Raw genomic sequence first — 25,188 nt, forward strand, 5'->3', positions numbered from 1 at the left:
GGTTCGGGCATTTCAGGTATTTCCTACCAGCCCTAAGGTATCACCTGCTACTACATTCATTCCGGGAGTTGCAATAATGCTGTCCAGGTGCGCGTAATAAAGAGAATTACCCCTTTTCCTGTCTCGAAGCCATACCTGTTTTCCACCAAGACCCTTATTTCCTGTTGAAGAGATTCGGCCATCAACAGCGGCGATCACTGGAGTGCCACGAGCTGCGAAAATGTCAATTCCTTCGTGGCTTCTTCGGCCACCATCTCTGGTAGCACCCCAAAAGCTCTGAACATTAGCATTTCCTTTCCCCGCAACGGGAAAAGTATACACAGGTACTTTCTTAAGATGAATTCTGAAAGGCCTGGAGGCTGAGATTTCAGGCTGAACGATCAATTTGTAGATCCCGGCTTCCTCCGCTTCATAACGCAAACTGCCCGATTCGAATTCGGCCGACTTTAAATGATCGTACGAAACAAGTGAATCATTTTGCTGTTGATAGAGATCGAGGAAAACTAATGACGGTAAAGAGTCTGTGGCCACTAAGGCTTCTAGTCGCTCTCCGGGAGCCAATTCAAAATTATAGGAATATACCGGAAAAGACCCGGGAGAAAATGTTCCTGCTTCGCTGTAGGGAAGAGGAACAGTTATACTGTCAAAAATGGCATTTTCGAAGGCTTTTTTCCAGAGTGCCAAATCGTGCGGATCCTGATCGAATTGCTGCACATATTTTTCCCTTGCAGAAGGTTTCTCGAAAAGGCCCTGCACTTTTTTCATCCTTGAGCAGGAACCAAAAATTATAGCTACTAGCAAGAGCAGTAGAAAAGGTACCCTTGAAAATTTTTTCTTTATCACCCTTTACAGAGTGCAGAAAACGTGCCAATCAAAAAATGAATTCCTTGAGGCAGATGTTTTTTCTTTATTGGGATTTATTCTAAATGAGGGCGTTAATTTTTATTTCAACTCCTATTTCTTTAAATTTAGAAGGCTAAGTACCTCCCAAATCGGTCAGCGATATTATTGACTATTGCATATTTACTATAGACATAAGCAATAGTTTATTTAAAATCATAAGATATAATTATTCTAGTTTTATTGTTCTAATCATCTAAACCCTTTAAAAATGGAAAACAACGAACATAGAAATTCCCCTGGAACTCACAAGGTTTGGGAGGTAAATGAATCCAGCAGATGTCCGTTCCTGGGCGGTGCCATGAATAAAACCGCCGGTAGTGGAACCTCTAACCGGGATTGGTGGCCAAATTTGCTCAATCTCTCCATTCTAAGGCAACATTCGCGCTTGTCCGATCCCATGGAAGAAGATTTTAACTATTCAGAAGAATTTAAAACTCTGGATTTTGATGCTATAAAGAATGACCTCCATCAACTCATGACCGACTCACAGGACTGGTGGCCTGCAGATTTTGGCCATTATGGCGGATTATTCATACGTATGGCCTGGCACAGTGCAGGAACGTATAGAATAAGTGATGGCCGTGGGGGAGCAAGCTCTGGCTCCCAAAGATTTGCTCCTTTAAATAGCTGGCCCGATAATGCGAACCTGGATAAAGCCCGGCTTTTACTTTGGCCTATCAAGAAAAAATATGGCAGAAAGATCTCTTGGGCAGATCTTATGATCCTTGCCGGGAATGTAGCTCTGGAATCAATGGGGCTAAAACCCTTTGGTTTTGGTGGTGGCCGGGAAGATATATGGGAATCTGAAGAAGATATTTACTGGGGCTCTGAAGGGGAATGGGTTGGAAACAAAGAGCGCTACGCCAATGGGAACAAACTTGAACAACCTCTAGCAGCCTCGCATATGGGGCTTATTTATGTCAATCCAGAAGGTCCAAACGGAAATCCCGATCCTCTTGGGTCAGCACAAGACATTCGGGAAACTTTTGGACGTATGGCTATGAATGATTATGAAACCGTAGCGCTCATCGCAGGGGGTCATACCTTTGGAAAAACGCACGGCGCGGCAGATCCTATAGAAAACGTGGCTGCAGAGCCTGCAGGTGCCCCTATAGAGGAGATGGGTCTGGGTTGGAAGAATAAATTCGGAAAAGGAATGGGTGCCGACACTATTACTAGTGGAATTGAGGGCGCCTGGACTCAAACGCCTACTAAATGGAGCAATAACTTCTTTGAAAATCTATTTGGTTTTGAATGGGAGTGCCATAAAGGTCCGGGAGGCGCTTATCAATGGCGACCCAAGAACGGAGCAGGGGAAGGCCTAATTCCCGACGCTCATGATCCTGAAAAAAAGCACGCTCCATTTATGTTGACTTCCGATATTGCATTAAGAGAAGATCCTGCATATAACAAGATATCAAGGCATTTCCACGAGAACCCCAATGAATTTGCAGAAGCTTTCTCCAGAGCCTGGTATAAATTAACGCATAGAGATATGGGGCCTGTGTCAAGATACCTGGGACCAGAAGTACCAAAAGAAGAATTGATTTGGCAGGATCCAATTCCTGAAGTAGACCATGCTCTTGTTGATCGTAATGATATCGCGACCCTTGAAAAAATGATCTTCAAGACAGATCTCACAGTGGGTCAATTAGTTTCTACAGCCTGGGCTTCAGCCTCTACTTTCAGAAATTCAGATAAGCGAGGTGGTGCCAATGGGGCAAGAATCCGTCTGGAACCACAAAGACACTGGGAAGTAAATAATCCGCCGCAGTTGCAGAAGGTGTTGATGACTCTCGAAAAAATTAAAGATGAATTTAATGCTGCGCAATCGGGAAATAAGAAGATCTCTCTTGCCGATCTTATTGTGCTGGGAGGTTGCCTGGCCGTTAAGAAAGCAGCGAAAGACGCAGGTTTTGATATTGGTGTTCCTTTTGCACCCGGCCGTACGGATGCCAGCCAGGAACAGACAGACGTGGAAGCTTTCGAACCTTTAGAGCCAAATGCAGATGGCTTTAGAAACTATTCCCGTAACCGGGATCATATCGCAGCATCTGCCGAAGAAATGCTTGTGGATAAAGCACAGCTGCTCAACCTTACAGTACCAGAAATGACCGTATTAGTTGGAGGAATGCGCGTGCTGGATACGAATTATGATGGTTCCAAAAATGGAGTTTTTACTGATCGTCCTGGACAATTGACCAATGATTTTTTCGTGAACTTACTGGATATGAGCACAACCTGGAAGGCTAAGACCGATGCTCAAAACGTCTTTGAGGGAACAGATCGTGTTTCAGGAAATGCGAGATGGACAGGAACTCGCGTAGATCTTATTTTTGGATCTAATTCTGAACTAAGAGCGCTGGCAGAAGTTTATGCCTGCAACGATTCCAGAGAAAAATTTGTTAGAGATTTTGTAAAGGCCTGGGATAAGGTTATGAATTTAGATCGCTTTGATCTAAAGAAATAGGAGATCCTATAGAAAAGGCAGTCGAATTAAAGACTGCCTTTTTTCTTGGCCAACTGAGTAAATCATAATTTTGGATACTTTTTGCTGAAAATTATCTTTAGATGTTGTTAATTTTCTAAAGGTACAGCTGAGATATTTTAATTTTATCCCCTAACCAAAACTTGAAGTTATGATCAAGATCTTAGCATTCATAATGTTAATAGGTGGTGCAGTTGCACTCGTAATGGGCGTTCTAGGAATTTTTGGGAATATCGCCCTAATGTTCAGTCCGTGGGCTTTGGCGATCCTGGGTTTTGTTTTTTTTGTTTCAGGGATCTCCATGCTGAAATATAGAAAGGATACAGATGAAGTTGCTGCCGAACACAGGCATTAATATTTTGATCTGAACTTAATTAACAAAAGGATGAGCCACTTTTACCAAGGGCTCATCCTTTCTGTTTTTAGATGAGCTATCCAAATAAAAAGCTTACTACATCTTCTATTTTTGAGACCCTTTGAATTTTTATGATAAAGTTATTCTTAGGTAGCTTGCTCTGAGTAGAAACTACTATGGTGCTGAAACCTAGTTTTTCGGCTTCCAGAATGCGTTGTTCAATGCGGGTTACAGGGCGTACTTCTCCAGCGAGACCTACTTCGGCTGCCAGGCAAATATCCTTTGGTACAGCAATATCTTCATTGGAAGAAAGTATAGCCGCTACAACTGCTAGGTCAAGAGCAGGGTCGTCTACAGAAATCCCACCTGTAATATTCAGAAAAACATCCTTGGCCCCTAGCCTGAATCCTGCCCTCTTTTCCAGAACGGCGAGAAGCATATTTAATCTCTTCGCGTTATATCCAGTTGCCGAGCGTTGAGGTGTGCCATAAACAGCAGAACTTACCAGCGCCTGAATTTCTATCATAAGCGGACGCATACCTTCAAGGGTTGCAGCGATGGCAGTGCCGCTTAGTTCTTCGTCATTTTTAGAGATAAGGATTTCCGAAGGATTGCTTACTTCCCTTAACCCATTCCCCTGCATCTCATAGATGCCAAGCTCATTGGTCGAGCCAAACCTGTTTTTATTCGCCCTCAAGATGCGATACACATGGTTACGGTCACCTTCAAACTGCAAGACTGTATCGACCATATGTTCCAATACCTTGGGCCCTGCAATGCTTCCTTCTTTGGTAATATGTCCTATTAAAATTACTGGGGTTGCAGTTTCCTTAGCGAATTTGATCAATTCGGCAGTACATTCTCTGATTTGTGAGATACTTCCAGGCCCGCTTTCAATGTAATCACTGTGCAAAGTCTGGATAGAATCAATGATCACGATTTCGGGCTCCAGCTTTTCGATCTGGCTAAAGATATTCTGTGTCTTGGTTTCGGTGAGAATAAAGCAGTTATTGGATTCAGGATTGATTCTCTGGGCCCGCATTTTGATTTGCTGCTGACTTTCCTCGCCAGAAACATAGAGAGTTTTATAGTTGAGGTTTAGAGAGATCTGTAACAGGAGGGTGCTCTTTCCAATCCCTGGCTCTCCACCCAGTAATGTGAGGGAGCCGGGAACTATTCCTCCTCCCAGTACTCTATCGAGTTCCTGATTGTTGGTGTTTAAGCGTTCTTCTCTGGAGGTTTCAATTTCAGATATCCGGAGTGGCTTTGCAATTTTTTTGACGGCTGCTGTGGCTGGAGATTTCCAGCCTTGCTTGTCTGCCTTCTCTAGAACTTCTTCAACAAGGGTATTCCATTCCTTACAGGAATTGCATTGACCCTGCCATTTACTGTGCTGGGCGCCACAATTCTGACAATAAAAGGAGGTTTTTGGTTTTGCCATTCGGATTAAGCTTCAAAATTGGACAGCTAATAACCGAAATCTTGTTTAATTAGTTCTGCTTTTTTCAACATAAAATCTACCGTTACAAAGGCTGCCTCCTCTTGTCCATATGCACTTTGATAAGTCTTCATGGCCTTTTTTGGCTGGCCGTTGGCCTCATAAGCACGAGCTAGATAATAAGTGCCCAGGGCAGACTGTGGATAATGTTTTCGGGCAAGTTCTCCCAGCCGCTCAAGGTCATCCCAGTTCTGAACAAATTCCAGGGCTTTCCCTACCGCGAGAAAATCGTTGATACGAATCGTTTTCTGAATTCCGAAATTTTCATTGATCACCTTATATTTTTCAGTTAAATAATCGTAAGGTGAGTTCCCTTCAAGCACTATCTCATCATACTCTTTTAGCCCCATAGGTTTATAAGCTGCAAAAATATATTCCAGCGCCTTAGGTAAAGCCTGACTTACCAGCGTATAATGGGTTGCAGCCTCAAAGGTATCAAAGCGGTATTTAAGGTAAGGATTCTCGATGAGGCTTAATTGTGCATCAAGTTGAGCGATCTCTTTTTTAAGCTCGGGCACATCGTTAGAGCCTGTACAGAGGTAGAACCATCTGGGCTGGCTAGCAGCCGAAAGGGTTTCGGATAATCTATTGGACATTTCGGGCGCTAGATCTGGACTAAGGTTGATATATGCGTGAAACAGTGGATTTTCCTTGAACAGGTAATAGTTGATGAAATTTGAAGTGAGATCGTGGCCCGCAATAGCTACAAATTTTGAGGTGCGGTAAGTCTTATCCAAAAAGGGCAAGAGCTCCATGCCCAAAAACTCAAAAAACTGAGCTCCTTTTTTTTCTGGCAAAAACCGTTGTGGATCATAACTGCTGTCGTCATTTCTGGTTTTTGCCTGATTGACACCAACAACAATGGCCTCGGGGATCTCATCCCAGTAAGAATAATAATCTACATTTCCTGCCATTGGCTCGAAGAGATAATCGCCATCAAGTACAATGATAAGGGGGTATTTCTTCTGAGAATTTTGATCGTAATTGCGAGGCAGCTGGATCTTCAATTCACGTTCGTTACCTAGTTTTACAGAGGTGATAGTCTTGTATAAGGTTTGGGATTGTAGGGAGTAGGAGCTAAATAAAAGCAGGATTATAAAGTATAAGTTCCTCATAAGCAGTAGGTTTTTTCCTAGGGCAATATAAATATTATTTCTTTTGATTGTAAATCGGAAGAAATAATAAGGAAAAACCACCCAGCACAAGGACCATTAAGGTCTGGGATCCCCACATGATCCAGCCAAAAGCTTCTCCTGCCTGTTGATTGATCCCAAACAGCAGTAAAACAGCACCCATGGCAATTGGATAGACTCCTATTCCTCCATTTGTTGTAGAGATGGCGAAACTACCCACAATAAAGGCTGCCATAAATCCGGCGATAGTAAGGGAGTGAGTTTCGGGGATGGCAAACTTGATGATATAAAACATCAGGAGATACATGAGCCAAATGAAGAGGGTATGAAACAGGAATTCCTTTTTCTTTTTCATTCGCAGAATACTGCGCATCCCTTCAAGAAGGCCCCGAGCAAATTCTCTTATCTTTTGCATGAATCTGTGACTGGATTTTCTCACCAGGTTGAGAAAGAGAATTCCGCAGAAAATGATCGCCAGGAGAATTCCTATGGACACAAAGGGATTGATGTTGTTGGTGCTGAAGTATGTAATAAGGTGCTCTGTCTGGATCAAAAAGCCAAAAATGGTAATGATAAGGAGCATGGTAAGGTCTGCGATCCTTTCGGAAACAATAGTGCCAAAGGCTTTGTCAAAAGGTACTTTTTCATAGGTGGAGAGCGTAGCGCCTCTAAGCACCTCTCCCGATCTGGGAATCCCCAAATTGGCAAGATATCCTGCCATCACTGCCATAAAACTGTTTGCGAATCGCGGTCGGTACCCCAGGGGTTCTAGAAGATATTTCCATCTGTACGCACGGGAAACATGAGAGAGAATTCCGAAGATCACACTTAGAACCACCCACTTCATATCTGCGAGCTTGATATTATTCCAAAGCTCCTGCCTTTCCTGTGGTGTGGCGCTGCTTAAGGAGTACCATATCAGGAAAATGCCTATTAAAAGAGGCAGGAAAGTTTTTGCAAACTTTATAAGCTTTTTCTTCAAAATTTAATTCAGCAAATTGGTTTCTTCGTTAGGAAACACCAGTGCAGGTTTAAAATTCTTTGCCTCCTCCAAATCCATTATGGCGTATGTAATGAGAATAAGAATATCTCCTTTTGCCACTTTACGGGCTGCTGCGCCATTAAGCGTTATTTCACCGCTGTTTCGAGGTCCGGGAATTGCATAAGTTTCAAGGCGTTCTCCATTGTTATTATTAACGATCTGAATTTTCTCTCCTTCAATTATATTCGCGGCATCCATAAGGTCTTCATCTATAGTAATACTCCCGATGTAGTTGAGATCTGCTCCGGTAACTTTTACTCGATGGATTTTGGATTTAACGACGTGAATTTGCATAATGCTAGTTTAAAGCTATATTATCAATTAATCTTATTTCGCCAGAATATGCGGCTATAAAGGCTCTATACTTGTGATTTGATCCCCTATCTTTCATGCTCTCGAGTGTCTCGGAATCGGCGATCTCAAAATATTCCAGTTCAAAACCGGGTTGAGCCTTGAATACTTCTGATACCCAGGTAGTTATCTCTGATGCACTTTTTGTGCCAAAATCATCCTTTACCTTTTGCAGGGTTTGGAAGATAAATGCAGCATTTTGTCGAGCATCTGGCGACAACCTTTCATTTCTGGAGCTTCTTGCCAAGCCATTATATTCTCTGTAGATGGGGCATCCTATGATCTCAACATCAAGGCTGTTCTTCTCCACCAGTTTTCGGATGATCTGTAACTGCTGAAAATCCTTTTCTCCAAAATAAGCTCTATCTGGCTCCACCATCTCAAATAGTTTCTTCACAATGGTACCAACCCCATTAAAATGCCCTTTTCTGAACCTTCCTTCCATTTGGTGCTCCAGCCCGTCGAAGGAAAATTCTTCAGAAGAAATCTGGTCACCGTAGATTTCTGTAGCAGTAGGGGTAAAGACAATAACTTCTGGGCTCAGGCTTTGAATTTTGGAGACATCATCTTTGAGCGTACGGGGATACTTCTCAAGATCGGCAGGGTTGTCAAATTGAGTGGGATTGACAAAAATGCTTACCACTGTTTTATCACATGAGGAAAGTGACTGCTTTATGAGGGAAAGATGACCTTCGTGTAATGCTCCCATGGTGGGTACAAAACCTATACTTTTCCTTTCATTCTTTAAAGCTTTGACAAGCTTTTTTAGAGCGTCCTTCTCCTTTAAAATCTGCATCTTATTCCAAACTTAGCGGCGTGCAAACTTAATATAATACTGGCAATCTGCATAAAATTTTGTATTTTTGCGTGTTTTTATTTCACAAAAGCATTTAAAGCGATCCTATGAAAGATAAGAGGATATTATACGTATCATCTGAAGTAATCCCATATTTACCCGAGACCGAAATTTCGTCTATGTCTTTTGAAGCCCCTCGAATGGTCAATAACCATGGCGGTCAAATACGTATTTTTATGCCTCGTTTCGGAAATATAAATGAGCGCAGGCATCAGTTACACGAAGTGATTCGGCTTTCGGGAATGAATCTTGTCATTAACGATCTTGACATGCCTTTGATCATAAAGGTTGCCTCCATTCCAAAGGAGAGAATGCAGGTTTATTTCATTGATAATGAAGATTACTTCAAAAGAAAGGCTACGCTAACAGATGAAGAGGGAAATCTTTTTCCAGATAACGATGAAAGAGCGATCTTCTTTGCAAAAGGAGTTATTGAAACGGTCAAAAAACTGAACTGGGCGCCAGACATTATTCATGTGAATGGGTGGTTGGCTTCCATGCTTCCGCTGTACCTGAGAAACTATTATGGGAACGAACCTCTTTTCAATACTGCAAAAATTGTGACCTCTGTGTACAATCAAGACTTTGATGGCACGTTAGATAGTGACATGTATAAAAAAGTATTATTTGATGGTTTGGAGAATGAGCAGGTAAAACATTTAAAGAAGCCTAACTACGTCAACCTAATGAAAACTGCTGTTGACAATTCAGATGCAGCGATAATCGCAGGAGATAACATTCCTGAAGAACTTAAAAAATATTTGAGTAAACTTGCCAAGCCGGTGTTGGAGTATAAAAACCGCGAGGAATTTGCGCAGGCGTACCAGGAATTCTACACCAAACAGGTACTTTCTTAATTAGAAAAAAACTTAATGAATTTAAAGAATAAGATGTTGAGAATAACAACAGTTGTAGCTGTTGTTTTTTCGTTTATAGCTTGTGAAGACGACTTTGAAACTATAGGGAGCGATGTTTTAGGCGGACCTGGTTTTAACGCAGATCTTTATGATGATGCCGAAATTAATGCCTTTACCTATAGTCCCGGTGCTGTGCAAACTAATAACCTTCAGTTAAACCTTTTGGGGGTTTACAAGGATCCATTATTTGGTACTCAGGAAGCAAGCATACTTTCTAGTGTAGCGATGACTGCTGTTAATCCAGATTTCGGCACCCAGCCGGTTTTAGACAGTGTTGTAATGGCCATACCTTACTTTTCAAAAGAAGTTACTGAAGATGAAGAGACGCGATTTGAGCTCGATTCCATCTATGGTAATGGACCAATAAAACTTTCTGTAATAGAATCTAAATTTTATCTGAACAGTTTCGATCCGGAGACCGATTTTCAGAAGACCCAGAAATATTATTCAGACATGGAGCCACAGGTGCTGGCCAACCTGGGTACTGTTCTTTATGAAAATGAAAGTTTTTTACCATCTGCAAACGCTGTGACCGAATATGTTCCGGGGATAGATGGTGAAACCGATACTCTCAATCTTGGTCCTGCCCTCCGGGTACATCTTAAGAAAGACTTTTTTCAATCTAAGATCCTCGACAAAGGGGGAAGTGCAGATCTTCTGAACTTTAATAGTTTCCGAGATTACTTCCGTGGAGTTTATATAAAAGCTGACGAAGCAGGGAACAATGGAAGCATGATGCTTCTCAATTTACTGAACACAAATGCTGGTATAACTCTATATTACAAAACGAGGGTTGCAGATACTCAGGATGTAGATGATGACGGGGATGAAGAAGAGCTAATAGAGGTTCGCAGATCCTTTAAGCTGGGCTTTGGAAATAGCAGGGTGAATATTTTTGATCAGGATACACCAGATTTTAATGATGATGAAAACCTGTTCCTCAAAGGAGGAGAAGGTTCTCTTGCGGTAATTGATCTTTTTGCCGGGCCCGATGCAGATGGAGATGGAGTTTCAGATGAACTTGAACACCTTAGGGAGAATAACTGGCTCATCAACGAAGCCAATCTTATCTTTCATGTTAACAGAAATTACATGACTGGCTTAGCAGAACCAGAACGGGTGTATCTTTATGATATCAATAATAATGTGATGCTGGCAGATTATGTTCTTGACGCTCAAGGACAGGAAAATAATCCTGCATCAACTTCAAATAATGCACATTTAGCTCCTTTGACAAGAAATGAGAACGGGGAGGGCTTAAGTTATAAGGTGAGGATCACGCGACATGTAAATAATGTTCTGAACAATGATTCTACAAACGTTCGTCTTGGCCTTGTAGTTTCCCAAAATATAAATCTGGTATCCATGTCGGCTATCCGTCCTCAAGAAGGTCGTGAAGCTACTGCGATACCCGTAGCTTCTTTGATCACTCCTCTTGGAACGGTACTTTATGGACCTGATGCTGAAGACGAAGAGAAGCGACTGAAATTAAATATTTATTATACAGAACCAAAGAATTAGAATATGTGTGGAATAGTAGGGTATATAGGATATCGAGAAGCCTATCCCATTGTGATGAAGGGCCTTCAAAGGCTGGAGTATAGGGGTTATGATAGTGCCGGGATTGCGCTCTTCGATGATAAAGAGCTTAAGGTAAGCAAGACCAAAGGAAAGGTTGCCGATTTAAAAGAGAAGATTGAAAGTGAAATAGATACTTCAGGAACACTGGGTATAGGACATACTCGTTGGGCTACACACGGAGTGCCAAATGACGTGAATTCCCATCCTCACCTGTCAAATTCCGGGAACCTCGTTATTATTCATAACGGGATCATCGAGAACTACGAATCTCTGAAAAAGGAATTGACCAAAAGAGGTTACAAGTTTGAATCTGATACAGATACCGAAGTGCTGGTCAATCTTATTGAAGATGTGATCAAGGAGGAAGATGTGAAATTAGGTAAAGCAGTACAAATTGCTTTGAACCAAACTGTAGGTGCCTACGCTATTGCAGTATTTGACAAGACCAAACCCAATGAGATTGTAGTGGCGAGGCTTGGAAGTCCCCTTGCAATTGGCGTTGGGAAAGAAGAATTCTTTATAGCTTCAGATGCTTCTCCTTTTATTGAATTTACCAATAACGCGATCTATCTTGAAGATGGAGAAATGGCTGTGGTAAGAAGAGATAAGGGCGTAAAAGTAAGAAAGATCAAAGACGACTCTCTAGTTGATCCATATATACAGGAGCTGCAATTGAACCTGGAGCAGATCGAGAAGAACAATTTTGAGCACTTTATGCTAAAGGAGATCTATGAGCAGCCAAGTGCAATTCGCGATACTTACCGTGGTAGACTCCATGCAGAAGAAGGCATTATAAGAATGGCCGGGGTTGATGACAATCTCGAGCGATTCCTCAATGCAAAAAGGATCCTTATCGTTGCCTGTGGTACTTCATGGCATGCCGGACTTGTAGCTGAATACATTTTTGAAGATTTGGCGAGGATTCCGGTGGAAGTAGAATACGCTTCAGAATTTCGCTATAGGAATCCTATTATTAATTCCGACGACGTAGTTATTGCCATTTCACAAAGTGGTGAAACGGCAGATACTATGGCAGCCATTAAATTAGCAAAGGAAAAAGGAGCCTTCGTTTTTGGTGTATGTAATGTGGTTGGTTCCTCAATTTCAAGAGAAACGAATGCCGGGGCTTATACCCACGCAGGACCAGAAATTGGAGTTGCTTCGACTAAAGCTTTTACAACCCAGATCACTGTTCTAACCCTTATGGCACTTAAACTTGCTAAAGCAAAGGGCAGTATTTCAAATACAGATTTCCATATGCACCTTCAGGAGTTGGAGACAATTCCGCAGAAAATAGAGGTAGCACTTCAGGAGAACGATCATATCAAGGAAGTGGCCTTTAAGTACAAGGATGCACGAAACTGTTTATACCTCGGAAGGGGCTTTAACTTCCCTGTTGCTTTGGAAGGGGCTTTAAAGCTGAAGGAGATATCCTATATTCACGCAGAAGGATATCCTGCAGCCGAGATGAAACACGGACCAATTGCGCTTATCGATGAAGAAATGCCAGTAGTAGTAATTGCTACCCGTAAAGGGCACTATGAAAAAGTGGTGAGCAACATTCAGGAGATAAAGTCAAGACAAGGAAAGATCATTGGAATTGTGACCGAAGGTGATACGAGTGTTCGCGACCTGGCAGATTATGTAATTGAGGTGCCAGATACTATTGAGTCTCTTACTCCCTTGTTAACTACCATTCCTTTGCAGTTGCTGTCTTACCATATTGCAGTTCTGCTTGGCAAGAATGTAGATCAACCCAGAAACCTGGCAAAATCTGTTACCGTCGAATAAGCGAATACAGACAAGAATAGAAAAAACCTGCAGCATTATTGTTGCAGGTTTTTTTATAAAAACCATCCAAAAATGACATTTTTGGAGAGAATTAGTAATGAGAACTATTTCCAGGAGATTAGCGATAAAAAGTTATAAATTCTCCTATAGACTTTTACACAAAAAAACTATCTTTGCAGCCTGAAAAAGAGATGCTCAAGTCTGACTTTTAAAAAAGTTGTTAGTGGTTCTTTTTTAGATATTTATAAAAACACAATATTAAAGGAATAGATAATGTCTAAAGTTACAGGTAAAGTTGCACAAGTTATTGGCCCTGTTGTTGACGTAAAGTTTGACACAGAGAATGCTGAATTGCCAAGGATCTATGATTCTCTTGAGATTGCCAGGAAAGATGGATCAATATTGGTTCTTGAGGTACAATCGCATATTGGAGAAGACACAGTAAGAACAGTTTCTATGGACTCTACCGATGGTTTGAGCCGTGGCGTAGAGGTGGTTGCTACTGGTGCTCCTATCCAGATGCCAATTGGAAAAGAGGTTTTTGGTCGTTTGTTCAACGTGATAGGAGATGCTATTGACGGTCTTGGAAACTTGCCTAAAGCAAATGAAAGCGGACTGCCAATTCACCGTGAAGCACCAAAGTTTGAAGATTTATCTGTTTCTACAGAAGTTTTATATACCGGGATCAAAGTTATTGACCTTATTGAGCCTTACGCAAAAGGAGGTAAAATTGGCCTTTTTGGAGGTGCTGGGGTTGGTAAGACGGTATTGATCCAGGAATTGATCAACAACATTGCAAAAGGTCACGGAGGTCTTTCTGTTTTCGCCGGAGTTGGTGAAAGAACACGTGAAGGAAATGACCTTTTAAGAGAGATGCTTGAATCTGGAATTATCAAGTATGGTGATGACTTTATGCATTCAATGGAAGAAGGAGGCTGGGATCTTCAAAAAGTAGATAAAACTGCACTTCTTGATTCAAAAGCAACCTTCGTATTCGGTCAAATGAATGAGCCACCGGGAGCACGTGCGCGTGTAGCCCTTTCTGGTCTTACCATTGCTGAATACTTTCGTGATGGAGCCGGTGAAGGACAGGGGAAGGACGTACTTTTCTTCGTAGATAATATTTTCCGTTTTACCCAGGCAGGTTCTGAGGTGTCTGCACTTCTAGGGCGCATGCCATCTGCGGTAGGATATCAGCCTACACTTGCAACAGAGATGGGTGCGATGCAGGAACGTATTACTTCTACAAAAAATGGATCTATTACATCTGTACAGGCGGTTTACGTACCTGCAGATGACTTGACAGATCCGGCGCCGGCAACAACATTTGCCCACCTTGATGCTACCACAGTACTTTCACGTAAGATTGCCGAGCTAGGGATATACCCGGCGGTAGATCCTTTGGATTCTACTTCTCGTATTCTTACTGCAGACATTTTAGGTGCAGACCATTATAACTGTGCACAAAGAGTAAAAGAGTTACTTCAGCGATATAAGGAACTTCAGGATATCATTGCCATTCTTGGTATGGAAGAACTTTCTGAAGAAGATAAGCTCGCTGTATCACGTGCAAGACGTGTTCAGCGTTTCCTTTCTCAGCCGTTCCACGTAGCCGAGCAGTTTACAGGACTTAAAGGAGTACTTGTAGACATCAAAGAAACCATTAAAGGTTTCAACATGATTATGGACGGGGAACTGGATCACCTACCGGAAGCTGCCTTCAACCTTAAAGGAACCATTGAAGAAGCGATCGAAGCAGGTGAGAAAATGTTAGCTGAAGCGTAAAAAAGTAAGCAGTAATTAGTCGGCAGTATGCAGTACTGCCAACTGTTGACTGCCTACTGTAAACTGAAAATATATGTACTTAGAAATAGTTACTCCAGAAGCCGTACTGCTTAGCGCAGAAGTTGATTCTGTTAGTGTTCCGGGAGTTGAAGGTCAGTTTCAGATGCTGAATAATCACGCCCCCATAGTTTCAGTACTTACAAAAGGCGAGATTAAAGTCTTTACACATTCTCATCCGGTTAAATCTGACGATCTTTCTAAAGAATTCAGAAGAGATGCTGGAGATAGTAAGATCCTTATTCTGCAGGTTGCCGGCGGTGTTGTTGAAATGAAAGACAATAAAGTCATCGTCCTGGCCGATTAAGCTGAAAGAAAAATATGAAAAAGAAAAGACCTGTTGTGAAAGCAACAGGTCTTTTGGTTTTATTATCAAAGGAAAATACCATACACCGCTCCTTCGGAGTTCTGAAGGAGCATTGGGCTAAAGCCTCAAGAAAGGATATTTTTTGCTCCCCCGGCTGAAGTCGGGTGGAATTTATGTCGTTAGCACTTTTAGTAGTAGGGATATCATTTTCTGGAAACTTTCAGCAGTTCTGGAGAGCATTGGGCTAAAGCCCAGGTGGAAGCTTTTTATACTTCCGGCTGAAGCCAGAGGTAATTCAAAAGTCAAACAATTTTCGGAGATCTGAGCCTCAGCGAGGCGGCATATTTATAGAGTTTTTTATGTAGTGAATTTGAGCTCGAGCGGAGCGACATATAACCTTTAGGTTATAAACCCTCTATAAATTGCCACGGGCTTCAGCCATTTAATTTATTTTTCCATAAAAGTATTTCGCTCCTTCGGAGTTCTGATTGAGCATTGGGCTAAAGCCCTAAGAAAGGATATTTTTTGCTCCTCCGGCTGAAGCAGGAGGTAATTCAAAAGTCAGGTAATTTTTGGAGATCTGAGCCTCAGCGAGGCGGCATATTTATAGAAGAAAGTTTTTATGTAGTGAATTTGAGCTCCAGCGGAGCGACATATAACCTTTAGGTTATAAACCCTCTATAAATTGCCACGGGCTTCAGCCATTTAATTTATTTTTCCATAAAAGTATTTCGCTCCTTCGGAGTTCTGATTGAGCATTGGGCTAAAGCCCTTGTGGGGAACTTTTTATTCCTCCGGCTAAAGCCGGAGGTAATTCAAAAGTCAGGCAACTTTCGGAGTTCTGAGCCTCAGCGAGGCGGCATATTTATAGAAGAAAGTTTTTATTCGGGGATTCTGAGCTCCAGCGGAGCGACATATAACCTTTAGGTTATAAACCCTCTATGAATTGCCACGGGCTTCAGCGCTTTAATTTATTTTTCCATAAAGTTATTTCGCTCCTTCGGAATTCTGAAGGAGCATTGGGCTAAAGCCTTAAGAAAGGATATTTTTTGCTCCTCCGGCTGAAGTCGGATGGAATTTATGTCGTTAGCACTTTTAGTAGTTGGGATATCATATGTTGGAAACTTTCAACAATTCTCGAGAGCATTGGGCTAAAGCCCTTGAAAAGAATATTCTATATACCTCCGGCTAAAGCCGGCGGTAATTCAAAAGTTAGGCACCTTTTGGAGATCCGAGCCTCAGCGAGGCGGCATATTTATAGAGTTTTTATGTAGTGAATTAGAGCTCCAGCGGAGCGACATATAACCTTTAGGTTATAAACCCTCTATGAATTGCCACGGGCTTCAGCGCTTTAATTTGTTTTTCCATAAAAGTATTTCGCTCCTTCGGAATTCTGAAGGAGCATTGGGCTAAAGCCTTAAGAAAGGATATTTTTTGCTCCTCCGGCTGAAGTCGGATGGAATTTATGTCGTTAGCACTTTTAGTAGTGGAGATATCATATTCTGTAAACTTTCATCAGTTCTGAAGGAGCATTGGGCTAAAGCCCTGGGGCGGGAACTTTTCATTCCTCCGGCTAAAGCCGGAGGGAATTCAAAAGTCAAACAATTTTCGGAGATCTGAGCCTCAGCGAGGCGGCATATTTTTAGAAGTAAGTTTTTATGTAGTGATTTTGAGCTCCAGCGGAGCGACATATAACCTTTAGGTTATAAATCCTCTATGAATTAATTGCCACGGGCTTCAGCCCGTGGTCAAAAGAAAGCAGAATAGAGGGCTTTAGCCCAATACATTTTACTAGAACTGGAAATATCCATTTAATAATAAATCTCAAAATCCTGGATTATTTCCCCTCGAGCCATTCTTTTCTCGCTTTCACTGCTTTTGATGATGCCTTTTCATCAATGGAGATCTTGTATGTTGGATCTTGCTCGAGCTTCACAGATTTCTTTATGATCTTTCCAAATCGCTCTATCTCCAGGTTCAAAACATCACCTGCTTTTGAATTTGCCAGCATTTCCTTCCAGGCTTCTTCCGTCTTTATCTCCGAACCATTTACCGAAATGATCATGTCTCCGCGGTCAAGGCCAGCTTTGTAGGCGGGTGTGTTCTTCTGAGGATTTCCGGTGATGTATAATTTATCTTCATCAGCCTGAACTGAGGTGCCAAAAAAGGCATTTCCAGAAGTCCTTTCTATTTTCAGTCCTACATGTTTGAACAGCTGGTCAAAATCGGGTATTTTACTATCGTTAATGTACTTTTCAAAATATTCCGAGGAAAAATTTTCACCTGCATATTGAGAGAGAACTGTCTGCAGATCGTTGAGAGTGTATGGTTTTTCCTTTTTTCCATACTGCTCCCAAACATTTTTCATAAAACTGTCCAGATTTAGCCCTTTTTGACGCAGTTGTAAATCCAGGGCTAAGCCTAACATACTTCCATAGGAATAATAAGAAATGAAAGTGTTCTCACGATTAACTGGATCTACTGAAGTGGCGGCATCTACAAAAGGAGCCTGATAGCTCATCTCTACCGGACTAAAATATTCCCGGGCAGGAGAATTCCATACATAATTAAAGGTTCCATTAAGGCCGTTTGCGTAATCATCGTGGGAAATAATTCCGGCTCTCACAAGTGTTAGCGGAGTGTAATAACTGGTAAAACCTTCAGCAAACCAAAGGAGTCCGCTCATGTTGGCTTCAGTAAAATCGAAAGGTTCAAGATCCTGCGGTCGTATCCTTTCCACATTCCAGGCGTGAAAAAATTCATGTGCTACAGTGCCAATATTTCCAGCCATTCCTCCTTCTTCAAGGGTTCTTGAACTGGTAAGGATCGTGCTGTTGCGGTGCTCCATACCATCTCCAGATGCATGAGGCAGATAGCATGCTAGAAAGGTGTAAGTGCCAAAATCGAAATCGGGTAACTCGCCAAAAATGGCTTTTTGTTCGGTTACTATTTTTTTGACTTTGTCAAAGTATTCTTCAAATTCTTCCTTGGTTGCGGGCCCGTGAAGAACAAATCTTATGTTGGCATCATTGACATCAAATTTCCCAACTACGTGATCGCTGATTTCTGTAGGACTGTCCATGAAATACTGAAGATGAGGTGCCGAAAATCTGTTGCCTCCCTCGGGTTTCAGCTGAGTAGCAATTTTCCATTCGGGATGAGCTTTAGTGTCAAAAAAGACTTCAACAGGTCGGGCCTCAAGGGTTTCTGCATATATAAAAGTTGCCGGAATATTCAAATGAGCATGAGTTTCATCAATTTGGGAATACGTACCGTCGGCCCTGTCGGCAAAAAGGGTGTACTCTAAATTCACAGTGCCGTCGTGTCCTGTTATACGCCATGAATATGGATCGGGTCTGGAAACAGACAATGCTTCTCCCTTTGAATTTGTTGCCTTTACTCCATAAACATTTTTAGCAAATTCATGAAGAGCGTAGCGGCCGGGAGAGGTGCGACTCATTCGTACTATAAGATCTTCCTGCTCAAGATCTGGAAATTTCACCTTTACATTTGCTTCGTGATGAACTGCATTCTCAAAGGAAATGTGGTATGAATTCGTCTGAGCAAAACAGGTACAGCTAAAAATGAGGAGGATGAAAAGAAATCGCATAAGTTGTTTTTTTGGAAGTTGAAATATATAAAAATCGGCGGGATGCTGGGGAGGAGTTTTTTTTAAAGTATCAACTTACACAATAAAGCGCGCTTCGATATTTTTATAAAACTTTGGGAATCAAGGTGTCCTGATTTCTTTTCTAAGGGCTTTAAAAAATGAGATTGAAAAATGTCATTTTAAAGGGGTGATCTTCTAACGATCCTTCTATTCCTACATTGTTTTTTTCAATTATTAAAAAGGTATGGCCTGGTTTAAATCCTCAGTTTTTCCTGCTATATTTGTGTTTCTTGGAATTTTGAACGTTCACCTATGCTAACAGCTATACTTTTAGGTTTCATCTTTTCTCTTTTCCTGGTTTTTGCCGGGAAATTTATTAAAGGGAAACTTGCTGTACTTTCTGCTCTCATTCCTCTTTCATTGTTTATTTATTTCCTTTCATTTCTTCCAGGAATTTCTGAAGGAAAGGTCTTTAGACAAAATTATGAATGGGTGCCTTCCCTTGGGCTGAATCTTAATTTCAGCCTTGACGGTCTATCTCTGCTTTTTACACTGTTGATCACAGGAATTGGTTTTCTGGTTTTTACTTATACCGCGGCATATTTAAAGGGACATGATTATTTAGACCGCTTTTATGGTTACCTGGGAATGTTTATGGGAGCAATGCTGGGGCTGGTTCTTAGTGATAACCTGCTTTCGATGTTCATTTTCTGGGAGCTTACCAGTATTAGTTCATTTTTCCTGATTGGGTTTAATAACACAAGTGAGGCTTCCAGAAAGTCGGCTATTCTCGCCCTTGCTATTACAGGTTCTGGAGGGTTCTTATTGCTTGCGGGAGCTCTTTTGCTTGGCAACGTGGCTGGAACTTACAGCATTACCGAAATGGTGGAGCTAAGCAATACAATTGTTCAGGATGAATATTATACATGGATAGTGATCCTGCTTTTTGGAGCTGCCTTTACAAAATCTGCCCAGTTTCCTTTTCATTTCTGGCTTCCGGGAGCTATGAAAGCACCCACCCCTGTTTCTACCTATCTGCACTCGGCTACTATGGTAAAAGCGGGAATATATCTTTTATTGAGATTCACCCCTGTTTTAGGAGGTGAGGAATTATGGCACACAACTTTGTTAACGGTTGGGGGTGTCACAATGTTTTATGCTGCAGTTCACACGCTGTTTCGAACAGATCTTAAAGGAGTTCTTGCATACTCTACAATTTCGGTGCTCGGACTTTTGGTATTTCTCATTGGGTTAGGTACTCAGTATGCCCTTACAGCTGCTGCTGTATATATTGTTGTGCACGCCCTGTATAAAGCGACGCTCTTCCTCGTTACGGGGATAATCGATCACGAAACCGGAAGTAGAGATGTCACACGTCTCGCAGGACTGCGGAAGGTAATGTTACCTGTTGCTATCGCAGGTTTTTTGGCTGCAGTATCCAGTGCGGGAATGCCACCTACCGTCGGATTTGTGGGGAAGGATCTCGTTTATGAATCTACCCTTCACTTCGAATCCTGGTCTGTCGCACTTACCATCCTGGCGATTGCCACTAACGTCTTAATTCTCTATGCGGGATTTGTAGCCGGCATAAAACCCTTCACCGGAAAATTACCAGAAGAATATTCAAAAGTTCACCTGCCCAGCTTTTTAATGTGGACACCTCCTTTATTACTGGCAATTCTTGGCATCATTTTCGGAATTTTTCCTGGCCTTATTGATCAATCAATAGTTAAACCATTTGTAAATGCTGTTGGTCTTAATGGGAACGCAGTGCATTTGAAGCTATGGCATGGCTTTAATTTAGTCCTGGGACTTAGTGCAGTTACTTTGGCCTTAGGGGTCCTTCTTTATATATTTTTCAAGCCTTCAGCAAAAAAGGAAAAAGGAATTGCACGTCTGGACTCAATTTCACCATTGAATTTGATCATTGGTTTCGGGAATGGATTCAGGGAATTTGCAAACTGGTGGACACGTATCTTTCAGAATGGCTTTTTGAGAAACTATGTTTCGACCATCATTTTATTTCTGGTAGTACTTGTTGGATACGCAATGTTTACGAACCAGAATCAAATTCCTCTTGATCTTTCTTCTTTTTCCAGAATGACCTATTACGAGATGATCATTATGGGGATCATGTTCTTAGCTATTCTTTTTGTGGTGGGATCCAGATCAAGGTTAACAGCTGTTGTTGCAATGGGGGTAGTGGGTTACGCCATCTGCCTGATGTTCGTGATCTACAGTGCGCCCGATCTTGCTATGACGCAATTCTCAATAGATACACTTACGGTTATTCTGTTCGTGCTGGTACTATCGAGTTTACCGAAATATCTTTCCATTTCAGATTATAAGATGAAAATAATTGACGGTGTCCTGTCCATTTCCTTCGGAATTATGATCACTCTAATAGCATTACAGGTTCTAGGAGAGCCGGTGGATAAGGAGATCAGTAATTTTTATGCCGAAAATTCTTATGTTCTGGCAAAGGGGAAGAACGTGGTGAACGTTATTCTGGTAGATTTTAGAGGAGTTGATACGCTTATGGAAATTTCGGTGCTTACTATTGCTGCAATAGGGGTCTTTAGTTTGCTAAAGTTGAGGTTAAGAAGAGATGACCGGGAATTAAAAGATTAAGAAATGAAGACAATAATTTTACGTACTGCATCCAACTATATGCTTCCGTTACTGCTTTTGTTTTCGGTATTCATTTTGTTGCGGGGGCACTATCTTCCAGGAGGAGGATTTGTAGGCGGTTTGATCGCGTCTATTGCATGGGTGCTGCACGCTTTTGCCAATGGTCTTGGAGATACACGAAAGCTCCTGAGATTTCATCCAGGTTTTCTTATGCCCGCCGGGCTTGCAGTGTCTTTCTTTAGTGGTGTTGCTCCCATGATCTTTGCAGGAAAACCTTTTATGACGGGGTTGTGGTACCCAGATTCACTACCCATTGTTGGAAACTTAGGTTCGGCCTTGTTTTTTGATATTGGCGTATATCTGGTAGTGCAGGGCGTTACCCTCACAATAATTTTTTCAATTTCAGAATCAACTTAGATCAATGGAAATACTTTTAGCTATTATCATTGGAACACTATATGCCTCTGGGATCTATATGATCTTAAGACGAAGCCTTGTGAAGTTGATCATTGGGATCATTCTTTTAGGAAACGGGGCAAATCTGCTCATTTTTCTTCTTGGAAGGATCGCAAAAGGATCACCTCCTATTATTCCTGGAGATTCTAAGGTTTTTCTAGATGCCTATTCAGATCCCCTGCCGCAGGCCTTAATTTTAACAGCCATTGTTATTAGTTTCGGTTTACAATCTTTTGCAATTGTACTTGTAAAGAGAGCGCACAAGGTGGTCAAGACTGATGACCTTGATGAAATGAACGCAACAGACGAATACTCATGATTCCACAGATAGTTATATATCCCCTCATAGTGCAAATGCTTCTTGCCATCATTCTCATGGCATTGTGGAGCAGAATTAACTGGCAAAGAATTATCAGTATCTCCGGAAGCATCCTTAACCTGGGAGTGGCTGTATGGCTTTTCATTTCTGTATGGAATGACGGCACACTCACAATACAGGCTGGGAATTGGGAAGCTCCCTTCGGAATTACCTTTGTTGCCGATACCTTTGCAGCTACGCTCGTATTGCTCACTGCTATTGCCGGGCTCGCAGTTTCAAGCTTTTCGGCAGGTTCTGTTATTAAACCTAGACTGAAATTTGGGTTTTTTCCTATTTTTCATTTTCTGCTACTGGGATTGAATGGTGCTTTTCTTACCGGTGACATATTTAACCTTTACGTATGGTTTGAGATCATCATCATTACTTCCTTCGTATTATTGACCATTGGAGGAGAAAAGGCGCAGCTTGAGGGAGCAGTGAAATACTTCACCCTTAATATCCTGGCATCTATAGTATTTCTTACAGCCATTGCCGTTCTATACGGTCTCACCGGAAGTCTGAACATGGCCGATCTTGCATCTAAAGTGGCCGAAGTCGAAAACAGGACTCTGGTACAGGTAAATGCCCTGCTGTTCCTCGTTGGCTTCGGAATAAAATCTGCTTTATTTCCACTGTATTTCTGGCTACCGGCATCTTATCATACACCGCCTTCGGCAGTTTCTGCCATTTTTGGAGGCTTACTTACCAAGGTGGGAGTTTATGCCCTGGTGCGGGTATTCACCCTGATCTTCGAGATTGATCCCTTCCTGGAGAACGTATTGCTGGCAGTAGCTGTACTTACACTATTTAGCGGTGCTGTTGGAGCCATTGTGCAGAATAACATCAGGAAGATCTTTTCTTACCTGGTAATTTGCCATATTGGATATATGATTGCAGGTTTGGGAATGATGACCGAAATGGCAATTGCAGGAGCTGTTTTCTATTTGATACATGATATTCTTGTAAAAACGAACTTATTCATGGTGAGCGGAGTGATCTATAAGATCAAAGCTAATCATAACATCAGGAAACTGGGAGATTTTTATGCAGATCATCCTAAGATGAGCCTTCTGTTTGCTATTCCTATTTTTTCGTTGGTGGGAATTCCACCACTTTCAGGATTCTGGCCTAAGCTTTCCCTGGTTGGAGAAGGCTGGAGTACCGGCAATTATATGGTGATCGTTGGGATCTTGTTCGCGAGTTTCGTGACCCTTTTTGTGATCGTTAAAATGTGGGGAGAAGTTTTCTGGAAGTCAGGAGAGAAACTGCCTCAACTCAGGAATTTTCCGTATTTTAAGAATTTGTCAAAGGTAAAAAAGGTACAAATGGTAGCGCCTATTATTATGCTTTCCTTCATTAGTCTGTACCTTGGATTTGGAGCAGAGAACATTCAAACCCTGGCTAACAGAATTGCCTTTGAATTATTGGATAATCAGGAATACATCAACGCCGTACTTAGAAAATAAAAGAAAATGAAAAACCGGTTTTTAGCAAATTTACTGCTCACATTTATCTGGGTTGCCCTTACCGGAGGCTTTTCCTTTGCCAACATCTTCTTTGGTTTTGTACTAAGTTATTTTTTACTTTTCGTAATTACCAGGGGCGCAGCAAAAGCCAGGTATTTTAAGCTGGTACCTAAGTTAATTTCCTTTTTCTTTTACTTTATCTATCAACTGGTAAAGGCAAATGTGCAGGTGGCATGGGAAGTGGGAACTCCCAGTTTCCATATGAAACCGGGAATTGTTGGGGTGCCGCTGGACGTGCAGTCAGACGGGCAAATAACTATGCTTGCCAATCTCATTACCCTCACTCCGGGGACACTTAGTCTAGATGTCTCTGAAGATAAAAAGGTGCTATACGTATATTCCATGTACATCACCAATAGGGAAGATTTTGTAAAGGAAATTAAAAATGGATTTGAAAAACGCATTTTAGAGATCTCTTCATGACCTTAGACGATTATTTATATTATATCATTCTGCCGGTGTTGTCGCTTTCGATCCTGCTAGTGTTCATCAGGTTTTTTAAGGGGCCTTCGATCTCCGATCGCGTGGTTGCGGTAGATCTTTTGGTTACTATTGGAATTGGGATAATCGCGATTTACAGTATTCTTACACACCAGCCAACTTTTCTGGACATTGCATTGATCCTGGCGTTGATAGGCTTCCTGGCTACAGTTGCTTACTCTTATTATATTCAGAAACGAAAGAACAAGTAATGACAGATACTTTTATAGGCATTATTGCCACACTAGGAACACTATTCGTGCTGCTCGCAGGGGTAGGAATACTTCGCATGCCCGATACTTATTTAAGAATGGCAGTTACTACTAAGGCGGCGACCCTTGGAATTGGCTTGATCATGGTAGCTGCGGCCATTTATTTTAATGATCTTTCAACTACTACCCGTGTGCTTGCGGTAATCATATTTATTTTGCTCACGGCGCCGGTGGGTGCGCATTTAATTGGTAAAGCTGCATATATCACTGGAAACCAGCTATGGGAAAAGACGGTGATGGATGATCTGGAAGGGAAATACCGCAAAACCGGAAAGAATTTCAGCCTTCCACGCAATATGGATAAGCATAAGGAAGACCATTAATCATCTGTCCTGTCCTCCTCCTTGTGCCCGAATATGCGGGCGATAAATCTGTCTACGGGATTAAATAAGATATTTACAAGAACTATGATGGCGGTAAGGAGAAAAAGCTCCTGGAATTCGCCAATGGCCGCAAGACAGCCAGCTCCTGCACTACACCATACTGTCGCTGCGGTTGTGAGACCTCTTACTACTGTTCCTTTGTGCAGTATGACACCAGCCCCAATAAATCCTATTCCTGTCACCACCTGCCCCAGTACCCGGGTTGTATCAACATATGGTTCCCCTTCAAAGTGGAGCGAAATAAGAACAAAACTGGCAGCACCAAGTGCAACGAGTGCATTGGTCTTGAGACCAGCATTTTTATTGTGTATTTCACGTTCCATACCAATGAACAGGCCCGAAATCAAGGCTGCTCCAATTCTCAATCCAAATTCGAATAGCTCCATATATTAATTAGTAATTTTGTTC

The 25,188-nt window shown here is 41.8% G+C and carries 23 protein-coding genes; 15 read left to right on the forward strand and 8 right to left on the reverse strand.

Annotation, left to right across the window (positions count from 1 at the left end):
* Positions 1 to 12: 12 nt before the first annotated feature.
* Positions 13 to 765: a M23 family metallopeptidase gene (locus HC175_RS08395; RefSeq protein ID WP_235942562.1), complete on the reverse strand. Its 753-nt coding sequence runs from the start codon at positions 763 to 765 to the stop codon at positions 13 to 15.
* Between the two features lie 346 nt (positions 766 to 1,111).
* Between HC175_RS08395 and katG the strand changes: the two genes are divergently transcribed.
* Positions 1,112 to 3,373 carry a catalase/peroxidase HPI gene (gene katG, locus HC175_RS08400; RefSeq protein ID WP_168138042.1) on the forward strand — a complete coding sequence of 754 codons (2,262 nt, stop codon included), beginning with the start codon at positions 1,112 to 1,114 and terminating at the stop codon, positions 3,371 to 3,373.
* A 169-nt stretch (positions 3,374 to 3,542) separates the two neighbouring features.
* Positions 3,543 to 3,746 carry a hypothetical protein gene (locus HC175_RS08405; protein ID WP_168138043.1) on the forward strand — a complete coding sequence of 68 codons (204 nt, stop codon included), beginning with the start codon at positions 3,543 to 3,545 and terminating at the stop codon, positions 3,744 to 3,746.
* 76 nt (positions 3,747 to 3,822) lie between these two features.
* Here the strand turns inward: HC175_RS08405 and radA are convergent, their stop codons facing one another.
* The 5 genes from radA to panC are packed head-to-tail and all read right to left on the reverse strand — an operon-like array spanning position 3,823 to position 8,566.
* A complete protein-coding gene (gene radA / locus HC175_RS08410; protein ID WP_168138044.1) occupies positions 3,823 to 5,187 on the reverse strand; it encodes a DNA repair protein RadA in 1,365 nt (454 codons plus the stop codon).
* Between the two features lie 26 nt (positions 5,188 to 5,213).
* A complete protein-coding gene (locus HC175_RS08415; RefSeq protein WP_168138045.1) occupies positions 5,214 to 6,359 on the reverse strand; it encodes an alpha/beta hydrolase in 1,146 nt (381 codons plus the stop codon).
* Positions 6,360 to 6,393: 34 nt separating this feature from the next.
* Positions 6,394 to 7,359, reverse strand: a complete 966-nt coding sequence (locus HC175_RS08420) for a lysylphosphatidylglycerol synthase transmembrane domain-containing protein (RefSeq protein WP_168138046.1) — start codon at positions 7,357 to 7,359, stop codon at positions 6,394 to 6,396.
* A 3-nt stretch (positions 7,360 to 7,362) separates the two neighbouring features.
* The gene (gene panD, locus HC175_RS08425; protein ID WP_168138047.1) at positions 7,363 to 7,713 is read right to left on the reverse strand and encodes an aspartate 1-decarboxylase; all 351 of its coding nucleotides are present in this window, start codon (positions 7,711 to 7,713) and stop codon (positions 7,363 to 7,365) included.
* A gap of 4 nt (positions 7,714 to 7,717) precedes the next feature.
* On the reverse strand, positions 7,718 to 8,566 hold the full coding sequence (gene panC, locus HC175_RS08430; protein ID WP_168138048.1) for a pantoate--beta-alanine ligase: 849 nt from the start codon (positions 8,564 to 8,566) through the stop codon (positions 7,718 to 7,720).
* Between the two features lie 107 nt (positions 8,567 to 8,673).
* Between panC and HC175_RS08435 the strand changes: the two genes are divergently transcribed.
* The 6 genes from HC175_RS08435 to HC175_RS23855 all read left to right on the forward strand — a co-directional run bounded on the left by HC175_RS08435 (position 8,674) and on the right by HC175_RS23855 (position 15,222).
* Complete coding sequence (locus tag HC175_RS08435; protein WP_168138049.1) at positions 8,674 to 9,483, forward strand: glycogen/starch synthase; 810 nt, start codon at positions 8,674 to 8,676, stop codon at positions 9,481 to 9,483.
* Between the two features lie 15 nt (positions 9,484 to 9,498).
* Positions 9,499 to 11,064, forward strand: a complete 1,566-nt coding sequence (locus HC175_RS08440; protein WP_168138050.1) for a BamH family beta-barrel-assembly machinery protein — start codon at positions 9,499 to 9,501, stop codon at positions 11,062 to 11,064.
* A gap of 3 nt (positions 11,065 to 11,067) precedes the next feature.
* Complete coding sequence (gene glmS / locus HC175_RS08445; RefSeq protein ID WP_168138051.1) at positions 11,068 to 12,915, forward strand: glutamine--fructose-6-phosphate transaminase (isomerizing); 1,848 nt, start codon at positions 11,068 to 11,070, stop codon at positions 12,913 to 12,915.
* 273 nt (positions 12,916 to 13,188) lie between these two features.
* Positions 13,189 to 14,700, forward strand: a complete 1,512-nt coding sequence (gene atpD, locus HC175_RS08450) for a F0F1 ATP synthase subunit beta (RefSeq protein ID WP_168138052.1) — start codon at positions 13,189 to 13,191, stop codon at positions 14,698 to 14,700.
* Positions 14,701 to 14,773: 73 nt separating this feature from the next.
* Entirely contained in the window at positions 14,774 to 15,064 is a 291-nt protein-coding gene (locus tag HC175_RS08455) for a FoF1 ATP synthase subunit delta/epsilon (protein ID WP_168138053.1), read from the forward strand.
* Between the two features lie 14 nt (positions 15,065 to 15,078).
* On the forward strand, positions 15,079 to 15,222 hold the full coding sequence (locus HC175_RS23855; RefSeq protein ID WP_209309958.1) for a hypothetical protein: 144 nt from the start codon (positions 15,079 to 15,081) through the stop codon (positions 15,220 to 15,222).
* A 1,679-nt stretch (positions 15,223 to 16,901) separates the two neighbouring features.
* Here the strand turns inward: HC175_RS23855 and HC175_RS08460 are convergent.
* Positions 16,902 to 18,674, reverse strand: a complete 1,773-nt coding sequence (locus HC175_RS08460) for a M61 family metallopeptidase (protein WP_168138054.1) — start codon at positions 18,672 to 18,674, stop codon at positions 16,902 to 16,904.
* Positions 18,675 to 18,986: 312 nt separating this feature from the next.
* Between HC175_RS08460 and HC175_RS08465 the strand changes: the two genes are divergently transcribed.
* The 7 genes from HC175_RS08465 to mnhG are packed head-to-tail and all read left to right on the forward strand — an operon-like array spanning position 18,987 to position 24,720.
* The gene (locus tag HC175_RS08465) at positions 18,987 to 21,305 is read left to right on the forward strand and encodes a putative monovalent cation/H+ antiporter subunit A (RefSeq protein ID WP_168138055.1); all 2,319 of its coding nucleotides are present in this window, start codon (positions 18,987 to 18,989) and stop codon (positions 21,303 to 21,305) included.
* A gap of 3 nt (positions 21,306 to 21,308) precedes the next feature.
* Positions 21,309 to 21,722 carry a Na+/H+ antiporter subunit B gene (locus HC175_RS08470; RefSeq protein WP_168138056.1) on the forward strand — a complete coding sequence of 138 codons (414 nt, stop codon included), beginning with the start codon at positions 21,309 to 21,311 and terminating at the stop codon, positions 21,720 to 21,722.
* 4 nt (positions 21,723 to 21,726) lie between these two features.
* Positions 21,727 to 22,080: a Na+/H+ antiporter subunit C gene (locus HC175_RS08475; RefSeq protein ID WP_168138057.1), complete on the forward strand. Its 354-nt coding sequence runs from the start codon at positions 21,727 to 21,729 to the stop codon at positions 22,078 to 22,080.
* On the forward strand, positions 22,077 to 23,585 hold the full coding sequence (locus HC175_RS08480; RefSeq protein WP_168138058.1) for a proton-conducting transporter transmembrane domain-containing protein: 1,509 nt from the start codon (positions 22,077 to 22,079) through the stop codon (positions 23,583 to 23,585). Before HC175_RS08475 ends, HC175_RS08480 begins: the two co-directional genes overlap by 4 nt.
* Positions 23,586 to 23,591: 6 nt before the next feature.
* On the forward strand, positions 23,592 to 24,068 hold the full coding sequence (locus tag HC175_RS08485; RefSeq protein WP_168138059.1) for a Na+/H+ antiporter subunit E: 477 nt from the start codon (positions 23,592 to 23,594) through the stop codon (positions 24,066 to 24,068).
* Complete coding sequence (locus tag HC175_RS08490) at positions 24,065 to 24,337, forward strand: cation:proton antiporter (RefSeq protein ID WP_168138060.1); 273 nt, start codon at positions 24,065 to 24,067, stop codon at positions 24,335 to 24,337. The genes HC175_RS08485 and HC175_RS08490 overlap by 4 nt, the downstream gene beginning before the upstream one ends.
* Positions 24,337 to 24,720 carry a monovalent cation/H(+) antiporter subunit G gene (gene mnhG / locus HC175_RS08495; protein ID WP_168138061.1) on the forward strand — a complete coding sequence of 128 codons (384 nt, stop codon included), beginning with the start codon at positions 24,337 to 24,339 and terminating at the stop codon, positions 24,718 to 24,720. Before HC175_RS08490 ends, mnhG begins: the two co-directional genes overlap by 1 nt.
* Here the strand turns inward: mnhG and HC175_RS08500 are convergent.
* Positions 24,717 to 25,166, reverse strand: a complete 450-nt coding sequence (locus tag HC175_RS08500) for an MgtC/SapB family protein (protein WP_168138062.1) — start codon at positions 25,164 to 25,166, stop codon at positions 24,717 to 24,719. The genes mnhG and HC175_RS08500 overlap by 4 nt on opposite strands.
* Between the last annotated feature and the right edge of the window lie 22 nt (positions 25,167 to 25,188).

Source organism: Salinimicrobium oceani (genome assembly GCF_012037645.1).

Coding starts and splice junctions, on each gene's coding strand:
- HC175_RS08395 (WP_235942562.1), bottom strand. CDS start 765: ATGAAAAAAGTGCAGGGCCTTTTCGAGAAACCTTCTGCAAGGGAAAAA.
- katG (WP_168138042.1), top strand. CDS start 1,112: ATGGAAAACAACGAACATAGAAATTCCCCTGGAACTCACAAGGTTTGG.
- HC175_RS08405 (WP_168138043.1), top strand. CDS start 3,543: ATGATCAAGATCTTAGCATTCATAATGTTAATAGGTGGTGCAGTTGCA.
- radA (WP_168138044.1), bottom strand. CDS start 5,187: ATGGCAAAACCAAAAACCTCCTTTTATTGTCAGAATTGTGGCGCCCAG.
- HC175_RS08415 (WP_168138045.1), bottom strand. CDS start 6,359: ATGAGGAACTTATACTTTATAATCCTGCTTTTATTTAGCTCCTACTCC.
- panD (WP_168138047.1), bottom strand. CDS start 7,713: ATGCAAATTCACGTCGTTAAATCCAAAATCCATCGAGTAAAAGTTACC.
- panC (WP_168138048.1), bottom strand. CDS start 8,566: ATGCAGATTTTAAAGGAGAAGGACGCTCTAAAAAAGCTTGTCAAAGCT.
- HC175_RS08435 (WP_168138049.1), top strand. CDS start 8,674: ATGAAAGATAAGAGGATATTATACGTATCATCTGAAGTAATCCCATAT.
- HC175_RS08440 (WP_168138050.1), top strand. CDS start 9,499: ATGAATTTAAAGAATAAGATGTTGAGAATAACAACAGTTGTAGCTGTT.
- glmS (WP_168138051.1), top strand. CDS start 11,068: ATGTGTGGAATAGTAGGGTATATAGGATATCGAGAAGCCTATCCCATT.
- atpD (WP_168138052.1), top strand. CDS start 13,189: ATGTCTAAAGTTACAGGTAAAGTTGCACAAGTTATTGGCCCTGTTGTT.
- HC175_RS08455 (WP_168138053.1), top strand. CDS start 14,774: ATGTACTTAGAAATAGTTACTCCAGAAGCCGTACTGCTTAGCGCAGAA.
- HC175_RS23855 (WP_209309958.1), top strand. CDS start 15,079: ATGAAAAAGAAAAGACCTGTTGTGAAAGCAACAGGTCTTTTGGTTTTA.
- HC175_RS08460 (WP_168138054.1), bottom strand. CDS start 18,674: ATGCGATTTCTTTTCATCCTCCTCATTTTTAGCTGTACCTGTTTTGCT.
- HC175_RS08465 (WP_168138055.1), top strand. CDS start 18,987: ATGCTAACAGCTATACTTTTAGGTTTCATCTTTTCTCTTTTCCTGGTT.
- HC175_RS08470 (WP_168138056.1), top strand. CDS start 21,309: ATGAAGACAATAATTTTACGTACTGCATCCAACTATATGCTTCCGTTA.
- HC175_RS08475 (WP_168138057.1), top strand. CDS start 21,727: ATGGAAATACTTTTAGCTATTATCATTGGAACACTATATGCCTCTGGG.
- HC175_RS08480 (WP_168138058.1), top strand. CDS start 22,077: ATGATTCCACAGATAGTTATATATCCCCTCATAGTGCAAATGCTTCTT.
- HC175_RS08485 (WP_168138059.1), top strand. CDS start 23,592: ATGAAAAACCGGTTTTTAGCAAATTTACTGCTCACATTTATCTGGGTT.
- HC175_RS08490 (WP_168138060.1), top strand. CDS start 24,065: ATGACCTTAGACGATTATTTATATTATATCATTCTGCCGGTGTTGTCG.
- mnhG (WP_168138061.1), top strand. CDS start 24,337: ATGACAGATACTTTTATAGGCATTATTGCCACACTAGGAACACTATTC.
- HC175_RS08500 (WP_168138062.1), bottom strand. CDS start 25,166: ATGGAGCTATTCGAATTTGGATTGAGAATTGGAGCAGCCTTGATTTCG.